The organism is Flavobacterium sp. 25HG05S-40 (genome assembly GCF_052654735.1).
This window is the reverse complement of sequence record NZ_CP199750.1, coordinates 1,861,480-1,880,040: the sequence shown is the minus strand read 5'-3', so window position 1 is coordinate 1,880,040 and position 18,561 is coordinate 1,861,480. Positions and strand designations below refer to the sequence as shown.

The window sequence follows — 18,561 nt, the reverse complement described above, 5'->3', positions numbered from 1 at the left end:
GGCTGGCATTGTTTTTATAGCAGTAAATTATTAAGTTGATATTTTGTGTATCTCTAGAACAAATTCTTAAAAAGACGCCACTTCGCTAAGCGGCGATACGTTAGCAGTAATCGCACAAAAACTCACAACTTATAATTATACGATTAGCTTCAGCACTATTTTGTTCTCTTAATTTATGTTTAATTTACGACCAAATTCGTTTTTATGTAATAGAAAATAGTATTAGCAAAAGTGAATTAAATCTATCAAAAGAAAGAGAAATTTCTAATACGGAATAAAATATGCTGTAGAAAATAATGCACAAAAGTTCATCTTAGCCGAAAGGTCTCTGGTAAATTTATTAAAATAATGTATATATTTACTTATAATTATTTGTTTTTCTTATCCACTTAAGCGAGTTATTAATTATGAAAAAAAGACTACTTTACTTTTTATTATTGTTTAGCGTTATTCTTAACGCACAAAATTCAGCTGATATAGACTTAGTTATAGGTACTGGTTTTGTTGGGTTTTCCCAAGTACAAGCTGTTGCTGTACAATCAGATGGTAAAATTATAGCCGCAGGTAATTTTATTTTGGGCTCAAATGGTTCAGACTGGGAAGGGCGTATGTGCCGTTTTAACCCAGATGGAAGTATTGATACAACTTTTTCAGTAATTCCATTGAATAGTGAAGGCGTAATATATGATATCGCCATACAATCGGATGGTAAAATTTTGGTGGGTGGAAATTTTAGTACAATGAATAATGTCTATACTGGTAGCTTTATTAGATTAAATTCAGATGGAAGTAAAGACGACACATTTAGTAATTCAAACATAGGTTCGGTAAGATCAATTGCGTTGCAGTCGGATGGCAAAATTGTTGTTTGTGGAAATCTGGGATATTCAATCAACGGACATGCACAAAGATATGTTCTTCGTTTAAAAACAGATGGTTCAGTAGACAATACCTTTGACACAGGACCAATTGGCTTTCCAAGTGCCGCATCAGCAGTTTACAAAGTAGTTATACAACCAGATGGGAAAATATTAGCAGGAGGCTATTTTGCTGCTTTTAATTCAATCCCACAAGGTATGCTGATACGCTTTAATACCGACGGAACGAAAGATACCTCATTTGACATAGGCACAGGTGCTACAGGCAGCAATTCCTTGTTAGATATTGTGGTGCAACCAAACGGAAAAATACTTATTGGTGGTGCCTTTGCCCAATGGAATGGATATAGTGGTAGGTTGCTTAGACTTAATTCAGACGGTAGTGTAGATAACTCCTTTAATTTGGGTTTAACTAGTCTCGTTGTTTCAAAAATTGCCCTGCGACCAGACGGAAGCATGGTAGTGCTAGGGAATTTTACGGTAGATGGACAGAGGCGTGCCATCCTAAGTATCAATAATGACGGTAGTGCAAATGATACTTTTGAAGGAAGACAGCCCACTGAAAGTTTAAGTTGCCTCAAGTTGCAGTCTGATGGAAAAATACTGATAGGTGGATTTATGATTGCATTTGGTGGTGTATCAAAAAACGGTATCGCCAGGCTAACCACAGACGGCCAGCTCGACACCACATTTAATTTAAATGCAGGACTTAATGAAAAGGTGTCTTCCATAGCATTGCAATCAGACGGAAAGACACTGATGGGTGGCGATTTTTCTACTTTTGATGGAATAACACAAAATAAAATAATCCGTGTTAATGATGATGGCAGCAAAGACAACTCATTTACTATAGGAACAGGATTTAACAATTCCGTTAAAATAATTACGACTCAGCCCGACGGAAAATTACTGGTAGGCGGTAAGTTTACCCAATACAACAGCCAGCCTGCAAATTATCTTATTCGCTTAAACAGTAACGGAACTAAAGATACATCATTCAACATAAGCAGTGGTTTTAATGAGTATGTCAAGACAATCGCGTTACAAACTGATGGGAAAATTCTAATCGGCGGCAACTTTACGCAGTTCAACGGCCAGCAGCAAAATTATTGTATTCGTCTAAATGCTGATGGCACTAAGGATACTAGCTTTATAATTGAAAATGCATTTGATGGTAGGATAACTGACATCGCATTACAATCAGATGGTAAAATTATTATAGGCGGAAATTATATTACCTTCAACGGGCTGTCTCAAAAGGCTATTGTTCGTCTTAATGCAGATGGTACAAAAGACACAACATTTCAAATAGGAGAAGGTTTTGACAGCTCACCGGCTGATGTTGTACATGATATTGCAATACAGGCCGATGGCAAAATATATGTAGCAACTTCAACAGGTAGATATAACAATAACTATGTAGGCATATTAACGCGTATAAATACTGATGGAACTCATGATGGAAATTTTTCAGTAACACCAGGCTTTTTTGGAACCGGATTTGTTAATACAATTGCACTACAACAAAATGGTGAAATTATTGCAGGCGGATCATTTTATACTATGGGAAACACATATCAAAATAGAATCGTGCGTCTCAATACAAATGGTGTACTCGATACTTCTTTTGATATAAACGGACAATATGATTCTTATACAGGTGGCTTTTCCAATGGTGAATGTAACGACATTGTTATCCAGCCCAATGGTAAAATTTGGGTTGGCGGAAGTTTCTTTCATTACAAAGGAGTAACCTCTTTTTCTGCCATTCGTTTGGCGGGTGAAAATACATTATCAACGGAAAATCATCATTTAAATAACCGAATACACTTTTATCCTAATCCAGTAAAAGACGTTTTACTCTTAAACAAATCTGTGAAAACTATGAAAGTCACAGACATCAGTGGTAAAACAGTGGCAATTTATGCAAACACCAACCAGCTAGATTTCTCTATTTACCCTAATGGTTTGTACTTTCTGACTACTCAAGATGAAAATGATCTTATTGAAACTAAAAAAATAATAAAACAATAACACAGCTCTCACTCGAATCTCTAAAACAAATATTTATAATCCGTTTCATCATAAAAACTTCCATTTAGACTTTGACGCATCAGATGCCTTGAATGTTCCAATAAAATGAAAATGTCTCACTGAATATTTTTGAAATGGAAGATATTGATGATGATGATGAGAAGGAAAAACTGATACATGAAATTGTTGGGAATGAAAAGGAAGTAATTGATCCAATCTTAAATACAATACGACAATTTTCTTTCAACAATTTTGTAGCAAACCATTGGCCATATAAACTAAAAATAAGAAACTAGACTAATATGAGAAATGCAACTACTGCTAACACACGCTATACCTCAGTCTTCTCCTAAACGATAACCCTTATAGTCTGCAAGACAAAACCAGTAAGAAAACTCCAATTTAAAAAGGCAATATCCGTTAAGGAATAGAGAATATTAGTTTCCATCGCATTGAAATTGTTTCCAGTCACGCTGAAATCAACTCCCATCACTCTGAAATTGATTCCCATTGCTCTGAAATCAATTACCATCACTCTGAAATCGACTTCCATCAGTCTGAAATTGGTTACCATCAGTCTGAAATCGACTTCCATCTGTCTGAAATTGGTTACCATCACTCTGAAATCGCCGACCATCATTCTGATATTGATTCCCATCACTCAGAAATTTACTTCCATCAGTCTGAAATTGGTTACCATCAGTTTGAAATCAACTCCCATCAACCTGAAATTGATATCCATCGTATTGAAATGGAATACCATTTAAAAGAAAGTGGTTCCAGTCAAAAGAGTATGGGGTTCTAGTAACGGAATAGTAGTGGTTGCCGAATGAAAAACTGAAAGGTAGATAAAGAAAAGTGACAGTATTAACAAGAAAACCGAACGCATTACATCGGTACGGAGCAAACAGCCATCCTGCAGGCAGTAGGTTTTTGTTTTATAAGCAGAAAAAACAACGCTACTTTTACTCTTTTTTTAAAGTTAGCTACTTAGTAAGTTTTTTATAGATAAAAAGTACTGCAGGTCTCAACAATAAATAGAGTAGTGCACCTATCAAACTTAAAATGCTTATGATAAGTATAGGTAGTACACCGCCAAAAGTATAGGTCATGCCTAATACAAATCCGAGAAAACATTCCGCTCTGTAAATGGGGTAAAACAAAGCACTTATCAGCAGTGTTATCAGCAGATAGAAAGGTATACCGGTATAGCCCAGTGTGAATGAGGTCGAAAGTGCTATGCCAAAAGCCAAAGCGCCTAGGAACGCATACAGTATTGGTCTCGGAAACTTGAAAACGGTACGCTCTTTAGTGATTCTCTTTTGGATTCTATACAATAAAAACCAAGTAAGTAATGGAATCAAGATACCTCCAAGCCAATTAGAAAATTCGGGTAAGTCTTCCCTTTGCAACAAATGATGACTCGGAACACCGCCATGAAAATAATCCCAAACCAACAGCGACCAAACTGCTATTGTTACAGTAGCTGTAAAGTACCAACAATATTTGATAAAATCTTTTTCCGTCATTTTATAGTATTTAGGGATTGCTTGCACCAGTAGTTTCAAATGTAAAACTTCTTTTTGATTTGTGATTAAAAAAAAATGTAACTGTCGCGGGTAGCGCTTTTATCAGCATATCAATACAGCTACTTTATACCCTAATTATTCCTTAATTTTCTTTATTTTTGCGGCTTCTAAATACTATTTCAAATGGCAAAGTGGCAGGAAAGAGCAGCACTTTTATTTAAAGAAAAAGGGTTACATAATTTAACCAATGCCAATGTTTTGGTCGTTGGTCTTGGAGGCGTAGGATCGTTTGCGGCCGAGTTTTTGGCGCGTGCCGGAGTGGGGAATATGACTATTGTAGATGGTGATGTGGTCGATATTACGAATATTAATCGACAATTACCTGCATTACATTCGACCGTGGGCATGCCTAAAGTACAAGTGGTTGGCGACCGATTGATGGATATTAATCCGGAATTGAAGTTAACCCGAATTGAAGAGTTCCTTTCACCCGAACGATCATTGGAAATCGTGACACCGGAGTTTGACTATGTGCTCGATTGCATTGACAGTGTTACTCCGAAACTAAACTTAATTATTGCCTGCAAACGAAAACGCGTAAAAGTAATTTCGAGTATGGGAGCAGGAGGAAAAATGGAAGCTTCTAAAGTTAAAGTGGCTTGTATCAAAAACACCACGAATTGTCATTTGGCCAAAACCATCAGAAAGCGCCTGAAGAAAGTCAAAATTGACAAACTGAAAGTCGTGTACTCTACAGAAATTCAAGATGCCAGCAGTCTCAAAATGACTGATGGCACTAATTTTAAACGCTCATTTTACGGCACTAACAGTTATATGCCTGGTCTGTTTGGTTTATATGCGGCGGAGACCGTAATTAAATACTTGTTGAAAAAAGAAAACTAGTAATGGGTAACCCTTCTAATCCAAAAATACGAATACCCTTAACTGTTAGGATTGGCATGCTATTTTGCTTAGTTTTTACAGTCTTGTTTACGCCGATATTTTATTTTTTAATCCAATCTTCTAAAAACGCATAACGTGATACAAACAGTACTATTTGATATGGATGGTGTCATAGTTGATACTGAACCGGTACACCATTTTGCCTATAATCAGCACTTTCAACAATTAGGGATAACGATTACACCCGAAATATACGCTTCGTTTACTGGGAACTCGACCAAGAATATCTTTGAACGATTGAAAGCCGAATTTAATTTGACTGATGAGGTACAGGATTTGGTGGCAACCAAACGCAATCTGTTTAATGATGCTTTTGACCGCAAGGAAGATTTGTTTTTGTTAGAGGGTGTGGAAGATTTGATCAAAGATTTGCACTCAAATGGGATGCAATTAGTATTGGCTTCTTCATCTGCTAAAGTTACTATTAATCGTGTTTTCAATAGGTTTGGGCTGCATCAGTACTTTTCTCATATTGTTTCGGGTGAAGACTTTCCTAAATCGAAACCGCATCCGGCGATATTTGAACACGCCGCTTTTATTTCGGGAACACCCATCCAAAACTGCATTGTTATCGAAGACAGTACGAACGGAATCAAAGCTGCGAAAGCTGCCGGAATTTATTGTGTGGGTTATGACAGTTTTCATTCAAAGATGCAGGATTATTCCCTTGCGGATAAAGTCATCACAGATTTTCAGGAATTGTCTTTTGATACCATTTTGAATTTGAGGTAATTGGAGGCAACTTTTGTTACTATTTGGGATAAGATTTTGCAGAAAGGTGCGTCTTAGAAAACTATTTTTCTAGAAGATAAGTTATAGATCAAGAGGTTAATCTAATTGGCATCACTCCCATACCTACAACATTTTTTTTATTTAAAAAAATTTTGTGTGAATGATAAAGTTAGGTTAAAAGCATCGGTAATACTAGTAGTTACGAAAGTATTAATTTTAGCCAACTGCTTGCTTGTATACTTTCAGACAACGTTCCCGAGCTTCTTTATGGTCAACTATTGGCTTAGGATAGGCGTCGGTTCCGAACTCCGGAATCCATTTTTTGATGTACACTAAATCTTTGTCAAACTTCTTATTTTGTTCTGTAGGATTGAATATTCTAAAATAAGGAGCAGCATCGACACCACTTCCTGCGGCCCATTGCCAGTTTCCGACATTGCTTGCTTGTTCGTAATCGAGCAGTTTGGTGGCAAAATACGTTTCGCCCCAACGCCAATCGATCAGTAAATGTTTGCATAAAAAGCTCGCAACAATCATCCGGACGCGATTATGCATGTGTCCGGTGGAATTTAACTCCCGCATTCCGGCATCTACAAATGGATAGCCCGTTTTGCCTTCACACCATTTTTTAAACAAAAGCTCATTATTGTCCCAAAGGATAGCATCATACTTAGGTCGGAAACCGCTATTTACCGTATGTGGGAAATGCCATAGTATCTGCATAAAAAACTCGCGCCAAATCAATTCTTTCAGAAATGTTTCATTTTTGCTTTCTAAGGCTTTGGCCACCATTTTTCGAATAGAAACCGCACCAAAGCGCAAATAGATTCCCAGAAAAGAGGTCTTATTCATGGCCGGAAAGTTTCGGGTGGCTTCGTAATTGTCAATTAAGGCATCGGAAATATTGTAGGGTGTAACCTTTATTGCTGATGGGATAAAACCAATATCCTTTAGGCTTAAAAATGGATAACAGTGTTTTTTTAATTTATATAAATAGTCTTCTGAATTATAATGAATTAAACTAGTTTTTCTAAAGTTATCTTTCCACTTATTAGAATAAGGTGTGTAGACTACATACGGAGTACCATCATCTTTGACAACTTCATTTTTTTCGAAAATAACCTGATCTTTACTCGTCTTGAATTCGACGTTATGCTCTTTAAATAGATGATAGATTTCTAAATCACGTTTTCGTGCGTAAGGTTCGTAATCGTGATTGGTATAGACGCTCTGAACCTGATTTTCTTTTATTAATTGTTTAAAAACGTCTAACGGATTCCCGTGAAAGACGGCTAGTGACTTTCCGATGGCTTGCAATTGCAGTTGAATGTTTTCTAATTGCTGATGAATAAAGGTAACGCGAGCATCGTCTTTCGGCAATTGCGCCAAAATAGATTCATCAAAAATAAAAATAGGAAGCACTTCATCGCCACTGTTTAGCGCATGGAATAAGCCTGTATTGTCATACAAGCGCAAATCACGTCGGAACCAGAAAATAGTCATCTTATATAATTTTGGGCAAAGTAAACAATTCTAAGCATTTACCAGCAAAGTGGACATGCCTCCGTCAACATGAAATACCTGACCACTAATCCACGAACTTTTGTCATCGAGCAAGAAGCTGGCCATTTGCGCCATATCGTTAGGTGTTCCGACTCTTTTTAGCGGATGTCGTTGTGCCGATTTTTCTCTTTTATCCTCATTATTCAAAAATTTGTCGGCCAAAGGCGTGTCGGTTAATGAGGGTGCAATTATGTTGACTCTAATTTTTGGTGCATATTCGGCAGCCAGTGCTTTAGCAAAACCTTCGATAGCACCTTTAGATGCGGCAACGCTTGTATGAAACGGCATCCCTGTAGTGGCAGCAACCGAACTAAATAAAACGATACTGGATTGCTTCGAAGCTGTTAGTTGAGGTAAAACGCCTTGCAGCACTTTTATCATCGAAAAGAAATTGAGTTGCATATCACTTTCAAAGGTTTCCAACTTCAATCCTTTAAACGGACGTAGGTTAATGGTTCCTGGACAATAAATCAAACCATCAATAACACTTGGAAGTTGTGCTCCATCGATAGTATCTGTAAGGGCATCAAAAGGAATATGAGTTATGTTTAAACCATTGAGATTTTCATGAGTTCTAGAAGCTACAAAAACGTTATTTTCATTTTGCAATGTCTTGGCGAGTTCGAATCCAATTCCGTACGAACCTCCAATGATAAGTATGTTTTTCATGTTTTACGATTGTTTGTATTCTCCAAAAAGAGCTATTAATTTTTTTCTACGGTATTCAAAGATTTCCTCAAGTTTTGGTTTCACTAAAAAGGGATGCACCATTTGGCCTAAAATTCCCATTGGGACTTTGTAATCAACAATATCCTCCATTTCAACGCCACCTGGAATCTCTTTTAGGAAATGTTTGTGATGCCATAACGCATAAGGACCAAAACGTTGCTCATCCACAAAATATTTTTGGTCTACCACGTGTGTAATTTCAGTTACCCATTTCATTGGAATTCCCAATAGAGGCGTTACAATGTATTGAATGATTTGTCCGGCATAAATTTCTCTGTCAGCACCGGAAAGTGTTTTGAACGACATACTTTCGGGCGTTATTACGGCTAAATTTTTCGGATTCGATAAAAACTCCCAAGCTTCTTCTATGCTAATTGGAATATTTTGTTTCGTATGAAGTGTATAAATTTTCATGGACTATTTTTTTTGTAAAGGTATATATTTTGTTTAACAATTTCACATTATGATTAAACATAAACAATTATTTAAGTTATTCTTAACATTCAGTACTAGTTACAATTTGTAAATTTGGGCAACTTCTAAAAAAAACTCTTTATGAAAAAAATTATTTTTGTTTTAACATCTATTATTGCCTCTTATGTACTTAATGCCCAGGTGAAAACTCCAGCTCCAAGTCCACACGCCACTTTAACACAGGTTGTTGGCTTGACTGATGTCACCATAGATTATTCGAGACCAAGTTCTAAAGGAAGAGCTATTTTCGGCGATTTAGTTCCGTTTGGAAAATTATGGAGAACGGGTGCCAATTTGAATTCCACGGTTACATTTAGCGAAGATGTAGTCATTAATGGTACTACATTGAAAAAAGGAAAATATGCTATATTCACAACGCCAAAAGCAGATATGTGGGAAGTAATTTTCTACACTGACACTGATAATTGGGGAACGCCAGATAATTGGGATGTGAATAAAGCTGCTTTGGTAACCAATGTAGATCCAATTGCTTTAGGGAACAATGTAGAATCGTTGACAATTGGAATCAATAATATTACCAACGATAGTGCGACACTTGATATTTCTTGGGAGAAAACATTGGTTTCGGTTAAGTTTACCGTTCCTACTCACAAAGCTGCTTTAGCTAGTATTGAAAAAGTATTGGCTGGTCCAACAGCCGGAGATTATTTTTCGGCTGCTCAATATTTTTATCAGTCTAACGGCGATATGAATAAAGCTTTGGAGTATATCAATAAAGCGACTACCTTAGCAAAAGATGAAGTTCCATTTTGGCATTTACGTCAAAAGTCTTTGATACAAGCAAAACTTGGAGATAAAGCCGGAGCTATTGCTACTGCAAAATTATCTTTGGCTGGAGCAGAAAAGGCTAAGAATGCTGATTATGTAAAAATGAACAACGACAGCATAAAAGACTGGAGTAAAAAATAATTTCAATTTCCCACAATTGATTAAACCACGATTTCTCTAGTAGATTTTGTGGTTTTTTTATGCGATAGTTTTTTCTTTATTTGATAGCGTAAACTGGAAGAGTATTGACAATACTACTGTTAATGACGCTCCGATAAAATTCAGCCATAAGTATCCTAACTTTTCTTGTCCTGTTGGATAGATGTGAATGGTGTAATAATAAATGAAAAAGATGGTCATCTGGCTGATGACAGCGCTGTAAAAAATGGCATTGGCTTTTACGTATTTGATGTAGAAACCAACAAGGAACACACCTAAAACGGTTCCGTAAAAAACAGAACCTACAATATTGACTAACTGAATCAGGTTTTCGAAAAGCGTTCCAACACAGGCAAAACCAATAGCAATTACGCCCCAAACCAGCGTGAAAAACTTGGTAGCGTTTACAAAATGTTTTTCTGATTTATCTGCAGTAACATTTCGTTTATAGATATCGATGGCTGTAGTGGAGGCTAATGCTGTCAGTCCAGAAGCTGACGACGACATGGCTGCCGATAAAATTACGGCTAATAAAAGTCCGATTAATCCCGAAGGCAGATAATTAAGAATAAAATAGATGAACACGTAATCTTTGTCGTTGGTTTCCGCTTTGGCGTCAACTTTACTAATAATGACTTTAGCTTCATCGTGTAAATCTTTTTCTTTTCCGGATAATGAAATGAGTTTATGTCTCAAAATCTTATTGTCGTATCCTTGGTTTAAATGATCGATATAGATAAGGTTGAACTCCTTCTTTTCTTCTGATAATTGTGCTAACTGTTTTTCCAGTGATTGATAGTCTTTTGCATATTTAGATTTTTCGATAGCGTCCTTATTTACCGGATTAAAGTGCAGTGGCACTGGATTAAATTGGAAAAACACAAATACCATAACGCCAGTAAGTAGAATGAAAAACTGCATCGGTACTTTAAGAAAACCATTCATAATCAATCCCATTTGACTTTCCTTATCTGACTTTCCGGATAAATATCTTCCTACTTGAGATTGGTCGGTTCCAAAATAGGAGAGCATCAGGAAAAAACCCCCGGTAATACCGCTCCAAAACGTATAACGGTTTTCAGGGTCAAAGGAGAAGTCCAAAATGTTCATTTTATCGTTGGCACCGGCAATATGCATCGCATTAGAAAATGTCATATCATTAGGTAACAAATGCAAAATCAGAAAAAAGGTAATGAACATTCCGAGCATGATGATGAACATCTGTTGTTTTTGGGTTACGTTTACCGCTTTGGTTCCGCCTGCAAAAGTGTATATGATTACCAGAATTCCGATAATGATATTGAGCAGGGTTAAATTCCATCCCAAAATAGAGGAGAGGATAATCGCCGGAGCGTATATGGTTAATCCAGTTCCAAGTCCGCGTTGAATAAGAAATAAAATAGCCGTAAACGAGCGCGTTTTTAAATCAAATCGCTGTTCGAGATATTCATAAGCAGTGAATACTTTTAGTTTGTGATAAATGGGGATAAATGTCATCGAGATGACTACCATGGCTATTGGTAAACCAAAGTAAAACTGCACAAATCCCATTCCGTCATGATACGCTTGTCCCGGAGTGGATAGAAACGTAATAGCGCTAGCTTGTGTTGCCATAACCGATAAGCCAACCGTCCACCATGGTGTTTCTTTGTTTCCTAAAATATAATCTTCTACATTTTTACTTCCTTTGGTTTTGTATACACCATAGAAAACAATGAATAAAAGCGTGACCGATAAGACAATCCAATCGAGTTGTTGCATGATTTAAAAGAATAATTGCATTAGAACAAAGAAAATAATGATGTAGATGGCATTGATTACCAATACCCAAGTATAACTATTTTTCCAGGCACTCGTTTTTTTGTTTTCCATATTATTTTCCGATTGCGATGATGTTAGCCAATAGTCTAAAGGCTCCCGAAACGCCTTCAGGTAATTCCCTAAAGAAGCTTAATCCTGTATAGACATAAGTTCCTTTGCCATATTGCGCTACTAATAAAGCACCGTTTTTTGGTTTTTCTCCTTTGTCGTTTGAGGAAAGGATGGGAGTGAAGGCTGCATCCCATTCATTCGGAAAATATAAACCTTGTTCTTGTTTCCAGCCTTTGAAATCTTCTTCTGTAATTTTGTTAGGGTAATTTAAAATCCTGTGATTCGGAACTAAAAAACGAACTTCTGCATTTTCTTCGGTTACTCGATCTCGTGAAATTTTTAACGGATAAGGGGCAATATCTTTGGTTACCAAATCGTCTGTGGTATTGTATTGTACTATCATCGTTTTACCATTTTTAACAAAATTCAAAAGTATTTTTTGTTTGAATGCTAAAGCGTTCACGGTATTGTAGGCGCGAATTCCAGTCATAACGACATCAACGTTTTGCAGTCTTTCCGAGGAGATTTCTTCGGGTTTCATAATTTCCACTTCGTAGCCCATTTGTGTAAGGCTTTTGGGAACTTCATCCCCAGCACCCATGATGTAGGCAATCTTTTCGTTTTTGGTTTTGATTTTAAGTCGGATAGCTTTGGCCTCTGCCGGTTTTAGAACCATTTGCTTATAAATATGCGGATAATTGATGTCGATTTTATTTTGGTCAAAAGTTTGTCCGTCAACAGTTACGATGCTCTTGATATTGATTTCACTCACTTCTTTTGATGGTGATACATTGAAAACAGCTAGTACTTCTTGCCCTTTTTTATCGATGGAAAACGGAATCTCTGTTGGTGCAACTTTCCAACCTTCGGGTAGATCGAGCTTTACGTTTCCGGTGCAATTGTCTTTTCCTGCTTTAACGGTTACTGTAATCACTTTATCGCGGTCGTTATTGAAAATATACACTTTTTCTGTAAAAGAAGAGGTAACTGCCGGAACAATATCTAAAGGTTGGTACACTTCCCCTTTTACATCATCATTGTATTTGTAGATAACCTTTCTTTCAAATGGAATAGTAGTCCCATTAATTTCAATCAAAAATGTAACTTTTACATTCCGAATCACATCGGGTTTACCTATGTTTTGTTGGTCTGAAACGGTATACATTCCAACAGTTCCTTTTTGGTTAAGCCAATAAGCATTGGTAAATTCTTCGGTATTTGGCAGCTGTAATTCTATATTTTTTACAACCGATTTGTTATTGTCTAAAGGTGTAATCGATTGTATGTTCATGCTATTAGGAACTGTGGCAATGGCATTCCAGTTTATTGTAGCATTGCTTCTGTTGATTGCTTCGAGTTTTACCTTGATGGTGCTTCCCGGAGTTGCTTCCTGTAGGTCTGACGATGCTTCCAGATATAAACCAAGGCAACCGGCGATTACTTTTTTAAGTTCTTCTGACTTGATATTTTTCCAATGATTATCTTCTAAATTTTGAATGAGATTATAGGCTTTAATTAATTCATTTACAGATGATGAAGGGTTTTTAAAATCGAAATTTTTCTCCACGTTGAATAGAAGATCACCAATTGCTTTTCCGTCTTTAACACGATTCCATGTAGTATCAATTCCGTCAAAAACGTTGCTTTTATTTTTTGGTGTTTCTCCTTTTAGAAATTCCAAATATTCCTCTTCTTCACCTCGTGTTCCCGTTGAGCCAAACCCTTGAGACTGATGTCGACTTCTACTCAAAGCCGCAATTTCCTGATTGGATTTTCCCAAAGATTGATAATAGGTTCCGATTTGCAGACCACTTAAATTTGACTTGTCAGCAGCTTCAAATTTTTCCTTACTGCCATAAAACCACCACGAAGTATTGAAAAACAAGCGTTTGGGTTGCCAAGTGGTTGTGTATTGTAGTTGATTTGGAAAAACCGTAGCATCATTGACTTTGTCAAAGGCTTCAAAACTCAACATCGCTGAAGCCGTGTGGTGTCCGTGTGTTGTTCCGGGCGAACGATGATCAAATCGGTTGATGATGACATCGGGTTGGAATTTACGTATTGCCCAAATTACATCACTAAGAACTTGTTCTTTATCCCATATTTGAAGAGTTTCCTCTGGATTTTTAGAAAATCCAAAATCATTGGCACGTGAAAAAAATTGCTCTCCGTTATCTATTTTTCGAGCTTCAATGAGTTCCTGAGTTCGGATAACCCCTAAAAGCTCTCGTAATTCTGTACCAATTAAGTTTTGTCCACCATCACCACGAGTTAACGATAAATAGCCAGTTCGTGCTTTGACATCATTAGCAAAATAAGCAATTAATCGGGTATTTTCATCATCAGGATGGGCCGCTACATAGAGCACAGAACCCAAAAAGTTTAGTTTCTGAATTTGATGGAATAGTTCCACCGCATTAGGTTTGACAGGCTGTTGCGCCCAAGTCTTGATACTTAGAAATAGTAATGATAAGAGTAAAAATTGCTTCATAAAGATGTTTATGCCATTTTTCAAATATACTATTATTTGAACAGTGGATTTTCTTTTTTCAATTTCTTTAACAATTTTAATTTGCCGAAGTATTTACATAAAAAAAGCCTCTTTATTGGGGTTAAGAGGCTTTTTTAAGTTAATTAACTTTATAAAACAAAACATGAATGAATTTTACTCGGTGGAAGCTGTTTGATTCGGGAATCTTCCTTTGGAATTGTAAGGATACATTTTTTTGTGACTGTCTAATAATAAATATGGTTCATCACCATCATAATCCGTAATAGTAACCTTCACTTTATTGTATAATGAATAACCACCGTAATTTTTTGGTAATTCTTCGGCTTCCATCCATTCACCTTGGTCTTTGTATAGATATACTTTTTCTTGAAGGTCAAAATACGCTTCAATGTTTGGGAAATAATAATACCTGATTTCAGTTGCTTTCGCTGTTAACGAAATAGGTTCATTAGTAGTAGATGCCTGTGCACTAGATAAATGACACGTAAAAAGAAGCATCAGTAGGAGTACTTTTTCTATTGATTTCATAATCTCTAATTTTTGTTTTAAAGTTCTGGGGCACAAAATGATACACATCATTTAACAAAACAGTAAAAAATTACAGGACAAATATAAAATAAAATTTTAATAAAATCATAGATTAAGTGCAAAAAATATCGACGAAATGCATTTTTTTGTATATTTTTAAGAATATAACTACTTATGTGGTTGATTTGTAAAGATTTATAATGAAAAAAAATTGCAAAGAGGACTCTCTACACTTTTCAGTGGTATTTGATTGCTTATCTTTTTTTGTGATGTTCCTTATGATGTCCTTTTTTTTGACCTCTAGCATTATTATAAACTTTTCCTTTCCATTTTCCGTTGCCTTTGTATTTTACTTTATGTTCTTTGTATAAAACATAAGGTCTGTTTCCTCTGTAGGAAGTTAAATAAACGGGGCGTGAATGGTGTAAATTGTACCCTCTGTAGTAGGATGGAAGTGCGTTAGCCCTAACCCAAGCTCCTCTTCTGGGATAAATGTAGTTTTTAGCGCCAGCATCATAATATACACCGATGTCAGGGAGATAATAGTATTGTACTGTTACTGGTGCAGCCGGAGCCCAAACAGGTGGTCCATAATGAACGCCAACAGATACTTGTGCACTGCTATTCAGTAGTGTTAAAAAAAATAGTCCAAATAGATACTTCAGTTTTTTCATGATTGTTGTTTTTATGTTATTATAATTACTTCTTGACCGACTCCTATTAGAATGGCTTAACATCAATATGACCTTCCGTCGGCTCTATTTAATTAAACTGAAAGTAGTACTAAAAATAGTGTATAAGTTGAAATGCTATTTTTTCTCTTTCGCTTTTTCGGCAGCTTTTTTGGCTTTCTTTTCGGCCTCTTCTTTAGCTTTAGCAGCCGCTCTTTCTTTCTTTTTAAAATAGCCCTTCAGTAAAAAGTTGTGTTTAGCAGCTTCCATATTTTCGTCTAAACTTTTACTGCTCTTTTTCAGATTGATAACTGTTTGGTCTATGTTGTCAGCCATCGTTTCGTCTTTAATTAGACGTCCTAAAGTTCCTTCGCCATTATTAATTTTATCCACAATACCCACAATATCAGTGGAGGCTAATGCCGCATTGTCTGCTGTGATTTGAAGACTACGCATGATGGCATCGGTTTCAATAGGTTCATCCGAAGTAATGCGTTGGCCTTCTTTTACTATAGCATTTGAACTGTTACCTTGCGAAATAACAACCACTTTGTCTCCGATGATTCCCTCTGATCCAATGCTGGCTCTACTGTCCGACTTAATAAATTTTTGAACTTCCTTTTTGATCAGCATATCCACTTTTACGGTCGAATCGTTTACGATGGCTATATTATCTACAGTTCCGATGTTAATTCCGGAAAAACGGACGGTGTTTCCAACTTGCAATCCACTCACGTTATGAAAATTGGCGCGTAGTGTAAAAACGGGATTGAATAGATTTTTTTGCTTACCGATGATAAAAATCCCTAGCACGAATAATGCAATTCCAATGATAATAAACAATCCTAGACGAAATCTAAATGCTGGTGTATGTGCTTCCATGATGTATATTTTAGTGTTGGTTTTTATTTTTAAAGAATGACTGAATCAATTTGTCTTCCGAATTTTCAAATGCTGCTAATGTACCTTCCATGTATACTTTACCTTCATTAAGCATTATTATTCTATCGGCAACAGCTCGCACACATTCGATATCGTGTGTAATAATTATGGATGAGGTTTTGTATTTTTTTTGGATGTCATTAATCAGCATACTGATTTCATCAGACGTTACCGGATCCAAACCTGTTGTAGGTTCATCATATAGCATTATACTTGGATCTACGATTATAGTTCGGGCCAAACTTACCCTTTTTCGCATTCCACCTGAAAGTTCCGACGGCATCTTGTCGATTACATCAGGAAGACTTACATTTTCTAAAGCTTCCACGATCTTGGCATTTACCTCTTCGTTTGTCAAATCTTTTTTAATTCGTTTTAACGGAAAAGCTAAGTTTTCGCGCACTGTCATCGAATCGTATAAGGCTCCGCTTTGAAACAGAAATCCAATTTTTCCTCTAACACCGTCCAATTCCTTTTCTTTAAGGCTGTTTACTTCTTGGTCTAATACTGTAATTTTACCTTCATCAGCATTTAATAAACGAACAATGCATTTGATTAAAACCGATTTTCCGGTACCTGATTTTCCAAGAACCACAAGATTTTCCCCTTCAAATAAATCTAATGTTACATCCGTTAGAACTTCAAGTGCGCCAAAGTGTTTTCTTAAATTTTCTATTTTGATGACTGACTTTTTCATAAAATATCGGTAATTTGAACTGCAATTAAGTCGACTAAAATAACTAACAAGGAACCGATAACTACTGCCGAATTCGCAGCAATACCAACACTTTCTGTTCCGCGTCCTGCATTGAATCCTTTGTAACACCCTACCAAACCAATTACAGCTCCAAAGAAGAACGACTTGATGACAGCCGGAACAAAATCCATGAAATCTACATCGCCAAATGCCTGCGTGATAAACAAAACAAAGCTCACGTCTCCTTTAATATTAGAAGCAGCCCAACTTCCTAGTATACCCAAAATATCTGCATAAAACGTCAATAGTGGTAACATCAATGTGGTAGCTAAAACTCGGGGAACAATTAAAAATCGAACAGGATTGGTTGAAGAAACCTCCATTGCATCAATTTGTTCTGTGACTCTCATCGAACCTAATTCGGCACCAATTCCAGAACCCACTTTTCCAGCACAGATAAGTGCTGTAATAACAGGTCCCATTTCTCTTATGATGGAAATGGTTACCATTCCTGGTAACATCGTTACGGCACCAAAATCAACTAAGACAGGTCGAGATTGAATGGTTAAAACGACACCGATTACAAGTCCGGTGATGGATATCAGTCCGAGTGATTTATTTCCAACCTGAAAGCATTGCTTCATGAACTCATGAAACTCAAATCCTCTTGAAAAAGTATTTTTTACCACATTGGTAATAAACAATACGACATCACCTGCCGCGGTTAGAAATGCTGCAAACTTGTTTTTGTTCGATAACGTTTCATCACTAATATCGATTGTTTTTTTGAGGGCGTATTTTTTAATGTTGGAAAGGGGTAGTGTTTTCATCATTTATTTGTTTTCCTACTAAGGGAACAAAGATGAAATTTTTAAGCCCTAAAAATATTACAGAAATTGTATTAAAAGTTCTATAATTCACATACTCATCAATCAATCAGTGAATTCCTTATCCTCAAATTTAGGCGTAATGATGGAGATTCCTTTTTGTAATAACAAATTATTCGGGTACGTGATACGTTCGCCTTCTTCGGTTTTGAGATAGATATGAAAAGCCTTGATATCTTCAATTTCGGCTTTAATGGGGAAGTCTTTATCGTGTACTAAAATAACATCACCAATTCGGAACGGGAAAAAGAAAAACAAAATAACCCCAGAAGTAATGTTACTTAAGATGGACCATTGTGCAAACATAGCCACGCCAACAACTGTAGTAACCGATGATAAGGTAAACAGAATATCATTTTTTTGGACGCCCCAAATGACAATGATTCCGACTAAGGCCAATAGGTTGATTAAAATATGAATGTACTTAATAACTAAATTGGTTCTGTGCTCCATGATAGAAGACAGTTTGGCATAACGACGGATTAATTTGGCTGTAATTATTCTTAAAAAAATTACGATTCCTAAAAGAATCATCGTTGCTAGAACTTCTTTGGTCAAACCGGAAAAAAAAGACATGCTGCTATTAGTTTAAATTGAGGAAC

Annotated in this window: 17 protein-coding genes; 4 read left to right on the top strand and 13 right to left on the bottom strand. The window is 36.4% G+C overall.

Annotated features, from left to right (window positions below; translation table 11 throughout):
* Nucleotides 1-407 precede the first annotated feature (407 nt).
* Nucleotides 408-2,912: a T9SS type A sorting domain-containing protein gene (locus tag ACULEU_RS08140; RefSeq protein ID WP_445452106.1), complete on the top strand. Its 2,505-nt coding sequence runs from the start codon at nt 408-410 to the stop codon at nt 2,910-2,912.
* A 349-nt stretch (nt 2,913-3,261) separates the two neighbouring features.
* Here ACULEU_RS08140 and ACULEU_RS08135 read toward each other — a convergent pair whose 3' ends face one another.
* Together ACULEU_RS08135 and ACULEU_RS08130 are read right to left on the bottom strand one after the other, a co-directional pair.
* On the bottom strand, nt 3,262-3,570 hold the full coding sequence (locus ACULEU_RS08135; protein WP_445452105.1) for a hypothetical protein: 309 nt from the start codon (nt 3,568-3,570) through the stop codon (nt 3,262-3,264).
* Nucleotides 3,571-3,898: 328 nt separating this feature from the next.
* Nucleotides 3,899-4,441, bottom strand: a complete 543-nt coding sequence (locus ACULEU_RS08130) for a hypothetical protein (RefSeq protein WP_445452104.1) — start codon at nt 4,439-4,441, stop codon at nt 3,899-3,901.
* A gap of 183 nt (nt 4,442-4,624) precedes the next feature.
* Between ACULEU_RS08130 and ACULEU_RS08125 the strand changes: the two genes are divergently transcribed.
* A complete protein-coding gene (locus tag ACULEU_RS08125) occupies nt 4,625-5,344 on the top strand; it encodes a tRNA threonylcarbamoyladenosine dehydratase (protein ID WP_445452103.1) in 720 nt (239 codons plus the stop codon).
* Between the two features lie 135 nt (nt 5,345-5,479).
* Entirely contained in the window at nt 5,480-6,136 is a 657-nt protein-coding gene (locus ACULEU_RS08120) for an HAD family hydrolase (RefSeq protein WP_445452102.1), read from the top strand.
* 216 nt (nt 6,137-6,352) lie between these two features.
* Here the strand turns inward: ACULEU_RS08120 and ACULEU_RS08115 are convergent, their stop codons facing one another.
* The 3 genes from ACULEU_RS08115 to ACULEU_RS08105 are packed head-to-tail and all read right to left on the bottom strand — an operon-like array spanning nt 6,353 to nt 8,842.
* Nucleotides 6,353-7,639, bottom strand: coding sequence for a cryptochrome/photolyase family protein (locus ACULEU_RS08115; RefSeq protein ID WP_445452101.1), 1,287 nt, complete (start codon nt 7,637-7,639; stop codon nt 6,353-6,355).
* 30 nt (nt 7,640-7,669) lie between these two features.
* On the bottom strand, nt 7,670-8,368 hold the full coding sequence (locus tag ACULEU_RS08110) for an SDR family NAD(P)-dependent oxidoreductase (RefSeq protein ID WP_445452100.1): 699 nt from the start codon (nt 8,366-8,368) through the stop codon (nt 7,670-7,672).
* Nucleotides 8,369-8,371: 3 nt separating this feature from the next.
* Nucleotides 8,372-8,842: an SRPBCC family protein gene (locus ACULEU_RS08105; RefSeq protein WP_445452099.1), complete on the bottom strand. Its 471-nt coding sequence runs from the start codon at nt 8,840-8,842 to the stop codon at nt 8,372-8,374.
* Between the two features lie 141 nt (nt 8,843-8,983).
* Between ACULEU_RS08105 and ACULEU_RS08100 the strand changes: the two genes are divergently transcribed.
* The gene (locus tag ACULEU_RS08100) at nt 8,984-9,832 is read left to right on the top strand and encodes a DUF2911 domain-containing protein (protein WP_445452098.1); all 849 of its coding nucleotides are present in this window, start codon (nt 8,984-8,986) and stop codon (nt 9,830-9,832) included.
* Nucleotides 9,833-9,889: 57 nt separating this feature from the next.
* Here the strand turns inward: ACULEU_RS08100 and ACULEU_RS08095 are convergent, their stop codons facing one another.
* The 8 genes from ACULEU_RS08095 to ACULEU_RS08060 all read right to left on the bottom strand — a co-directional run bounded on the left by ACULEU_RS08095 (nt 9,890) and on the right by ACULEU_RS08060 (nt 18,535).
* Nucleotides 9,890-11,611 (bottom strand): sodium:solute symporter, encoded by a 1,722-nt coding sequence (locus ACULEU_RS08095; RefSeq protein ID WP_445452097.1) that lies wholly within the window; start codon nt 11,609-11,611, stop codon nt 9,890-9,892.
* 112 nt (nt 11,612-11,723) lie between these two features.
* Nucleotides 11,724-14,213 carry a PIG-L family deacetylase gene (locus tag ACULEU_RS08090; RefSeq protein ID WP_445452096.1) on the bottom strand — a complete coding sequence of 830 codons (2,490 nt, stop codon included), beginning with the start codon at nt 14,211-14,213 and terminating at the stop codon, nt 11,724-11,726.
* Nucleotides 14,214-14,387: 174 nt separating this feature from the next.
* Nucleotides 14,388-14,762: a hypothetical protein gene (locus ACULEU_RS08085; RefSeq protein ID WP_445452095.1), complete on the bottom strand. Its 375-nt coding sequence runs from the start codon at nt 14,760-14,762 to the stop codon at nt 14,388-14,390.
* A gap of 254 nt (nt 14,763-15,016) precedes the next feature.
* Complete coding sequence (locus ACULEU_RS08080; protein WP_445452094.1) at nt 15,017-15,436, bottom strand: hypothetical protein; 420 nt, start codon at nt 15,434-15,436, stop codon at nt 15,017-15,019.
* Nucleotides 15,437-15,571: 135 nt separating this feature from the next.
* On the bottom strand, nt 15,572-16,315 hold the full coding sequence (locus ACULEU_RS08075; protein WP_445452093.1) for an MlaD family protein: 744 nt from the start codon (nt 16,313-16,315) through the stop codon (nt 15,572-15,574).
* A gap of 10 nt (nt 16,316-16,325) precedes the next feature.
* Nucleotides 16,326-17,072 carry an ABC transporter ATP-binding protein gene (locus ACULEU_RS08070; RefSeq protein ID WP_445452092.1) on the bottom strand — a complete coding sequence of 249 codons (747 nt, stop codon included), beginning with the start codon at nt 17,070-17,072 and terminating at the stop codon, nt 16,326-16,328.
* Nucleotides 17,069-17,902 (bottom strand): MlaE family ABC transporter permease, encoded by an 834-nt coding sequence (locus ACULEU_RS08065; protein ID WP_445452091.1) that lies wholly within the window; start codon nt 17,900-17,902, stop codon nt 17,069-17,071. The genes ACULEU_RS08070 and ACULEU_RS08065 overlap by 4 nt, the downstream gene beginning before the upstream one ends.
* Before the next feature lie 102 nt (nt 17,903-18,004).
* Nucleotides 18,005-18,535 carry a mechanosensitive ion channel domain-containing protein gene (locus tag ACULEU_RS08060; protein WP_445452090.1) on the bottom strand — a complete coding sequence of 177 codons (531 nt, stop codon included), beginning with the start codon at nt 18,533-18,535 and terminating at the stop codon, nt 18,005-18,007.
* Nucleotides 18,536-18,561 lie beyond the last annotated feature (26 nt).

Bases quoted from the DNA above. Each gene is read 5' to 3' on its own strand.
- ACULEU_RS08140 (WP_445452106.1), top strand. From the start codon at position 408: ATGAAAAAAAGACTACTTTACTTTTTATTATTGTTTAGCGTTATTCTT.
- ACULEU_RS08135 (WP_445452105.1), bottom strand. From the start codon at position 3,570: ATGGGAATCAATATCAGAATGATGGTCGGCGATTTCAGAGTGATGGTA.
- ACULEU_RS08130 (WP_445452104.1), bottom strand. From the start codon at position 4,441: ATGACGGAAAAAGATTTTATCAAATATTGTTGGTACTTTACAGCTACT.
- ACULEU_RS08125 (WP_445452103.1), top strand. From the start codon at position 4,625: ATGGCAAAGTGGCAGGAAAGAGCAGCACTTTTATTTAAAGAAAAAGGG.
- ACULEU_RS08115 (WP_445452101.1), bottom strand. From the start codon at position 7,639: ATGACTATTTTCTGGTTCCGACGTGATTTGCGCTTGTATGACAATACA.
- ACULEU_RS08110 (WP_445452100.1), bottom strand. From the start codon at position 8,368: ATGAAAAACATACTTATCATTGGAGGTTCGTACGGAATTGGATTCGAA.
- ACULEU_RS08105 (WP_445452099.1), bottom strand. From the start codon at position 8,842: ATGAAAATTTATACACTTCATACGAAACAAAATATTCCAATTAGCATA.
- ACULEU_RS08100 (WP_445452098.1), top strand. From the start codon at position 8,984: ATGAAAAAAATTATTTTTGTTTTAACATCTATTATTGCCTCTTATGTA.
- ACULEU_RS08095 (WP_445452097.1), bottom strand. From the start codon at position 11,611: ATGCAACAACTCGATTGGATTGTCTTATCGGTCACGCTTTTATTCATT.
- ACULEU_RS08090 (WP_445452096.1), bottom strand. From the start codon at position 14,213: ATGAAGCAATTTTTACTCTTATCATTACTATTTCTAAGTATCAAGACT.
- ACULEU_RS08085 (WP_445452095.1), bottom strand. From the start codon at position 14,762: ATGAAATCAATAGAAAAAGTACTCCTACTGATGCTTCTTTTTACGTGT.
- ACULEU_RS08080 (WP_445452094.1), bottom strand. From the start codon at position 15,436: ATGAAAAAACTGAAGTATCTATTTGGACTATTTTTTTTAACACTACTG.
- ACULEU_RS08075 (WP_445452093.1), bottom strand. From the start codon at position 16,315: ATGGAAGCACATACACCAGCATTTAGATTTCGTCTAGGATTGTTTATT.
- ACULEU_RS08070 (WP_445452092.1), bottom strand. From the start codon at position 17,072: ATGAAAAAGTCAGTCATCAAAATAGAAAATTTAAGAAAACACTTTGGC.
- ACULEU_RS08065 (WP_445452091.1), bottom strand. From the start codon at position 17,902: ATGAAAACACTACCCCTTTCCAACATTAAAAAATACGCCCTCAAAAAA.
- ACULEU_RS08060 (WP_445452090.1), bottom strand. From the start codon at position 18,535: ATGTCTTTTTTTTCCGGTTTGACCAAAGAAGTTCTAGCAACGATGATT.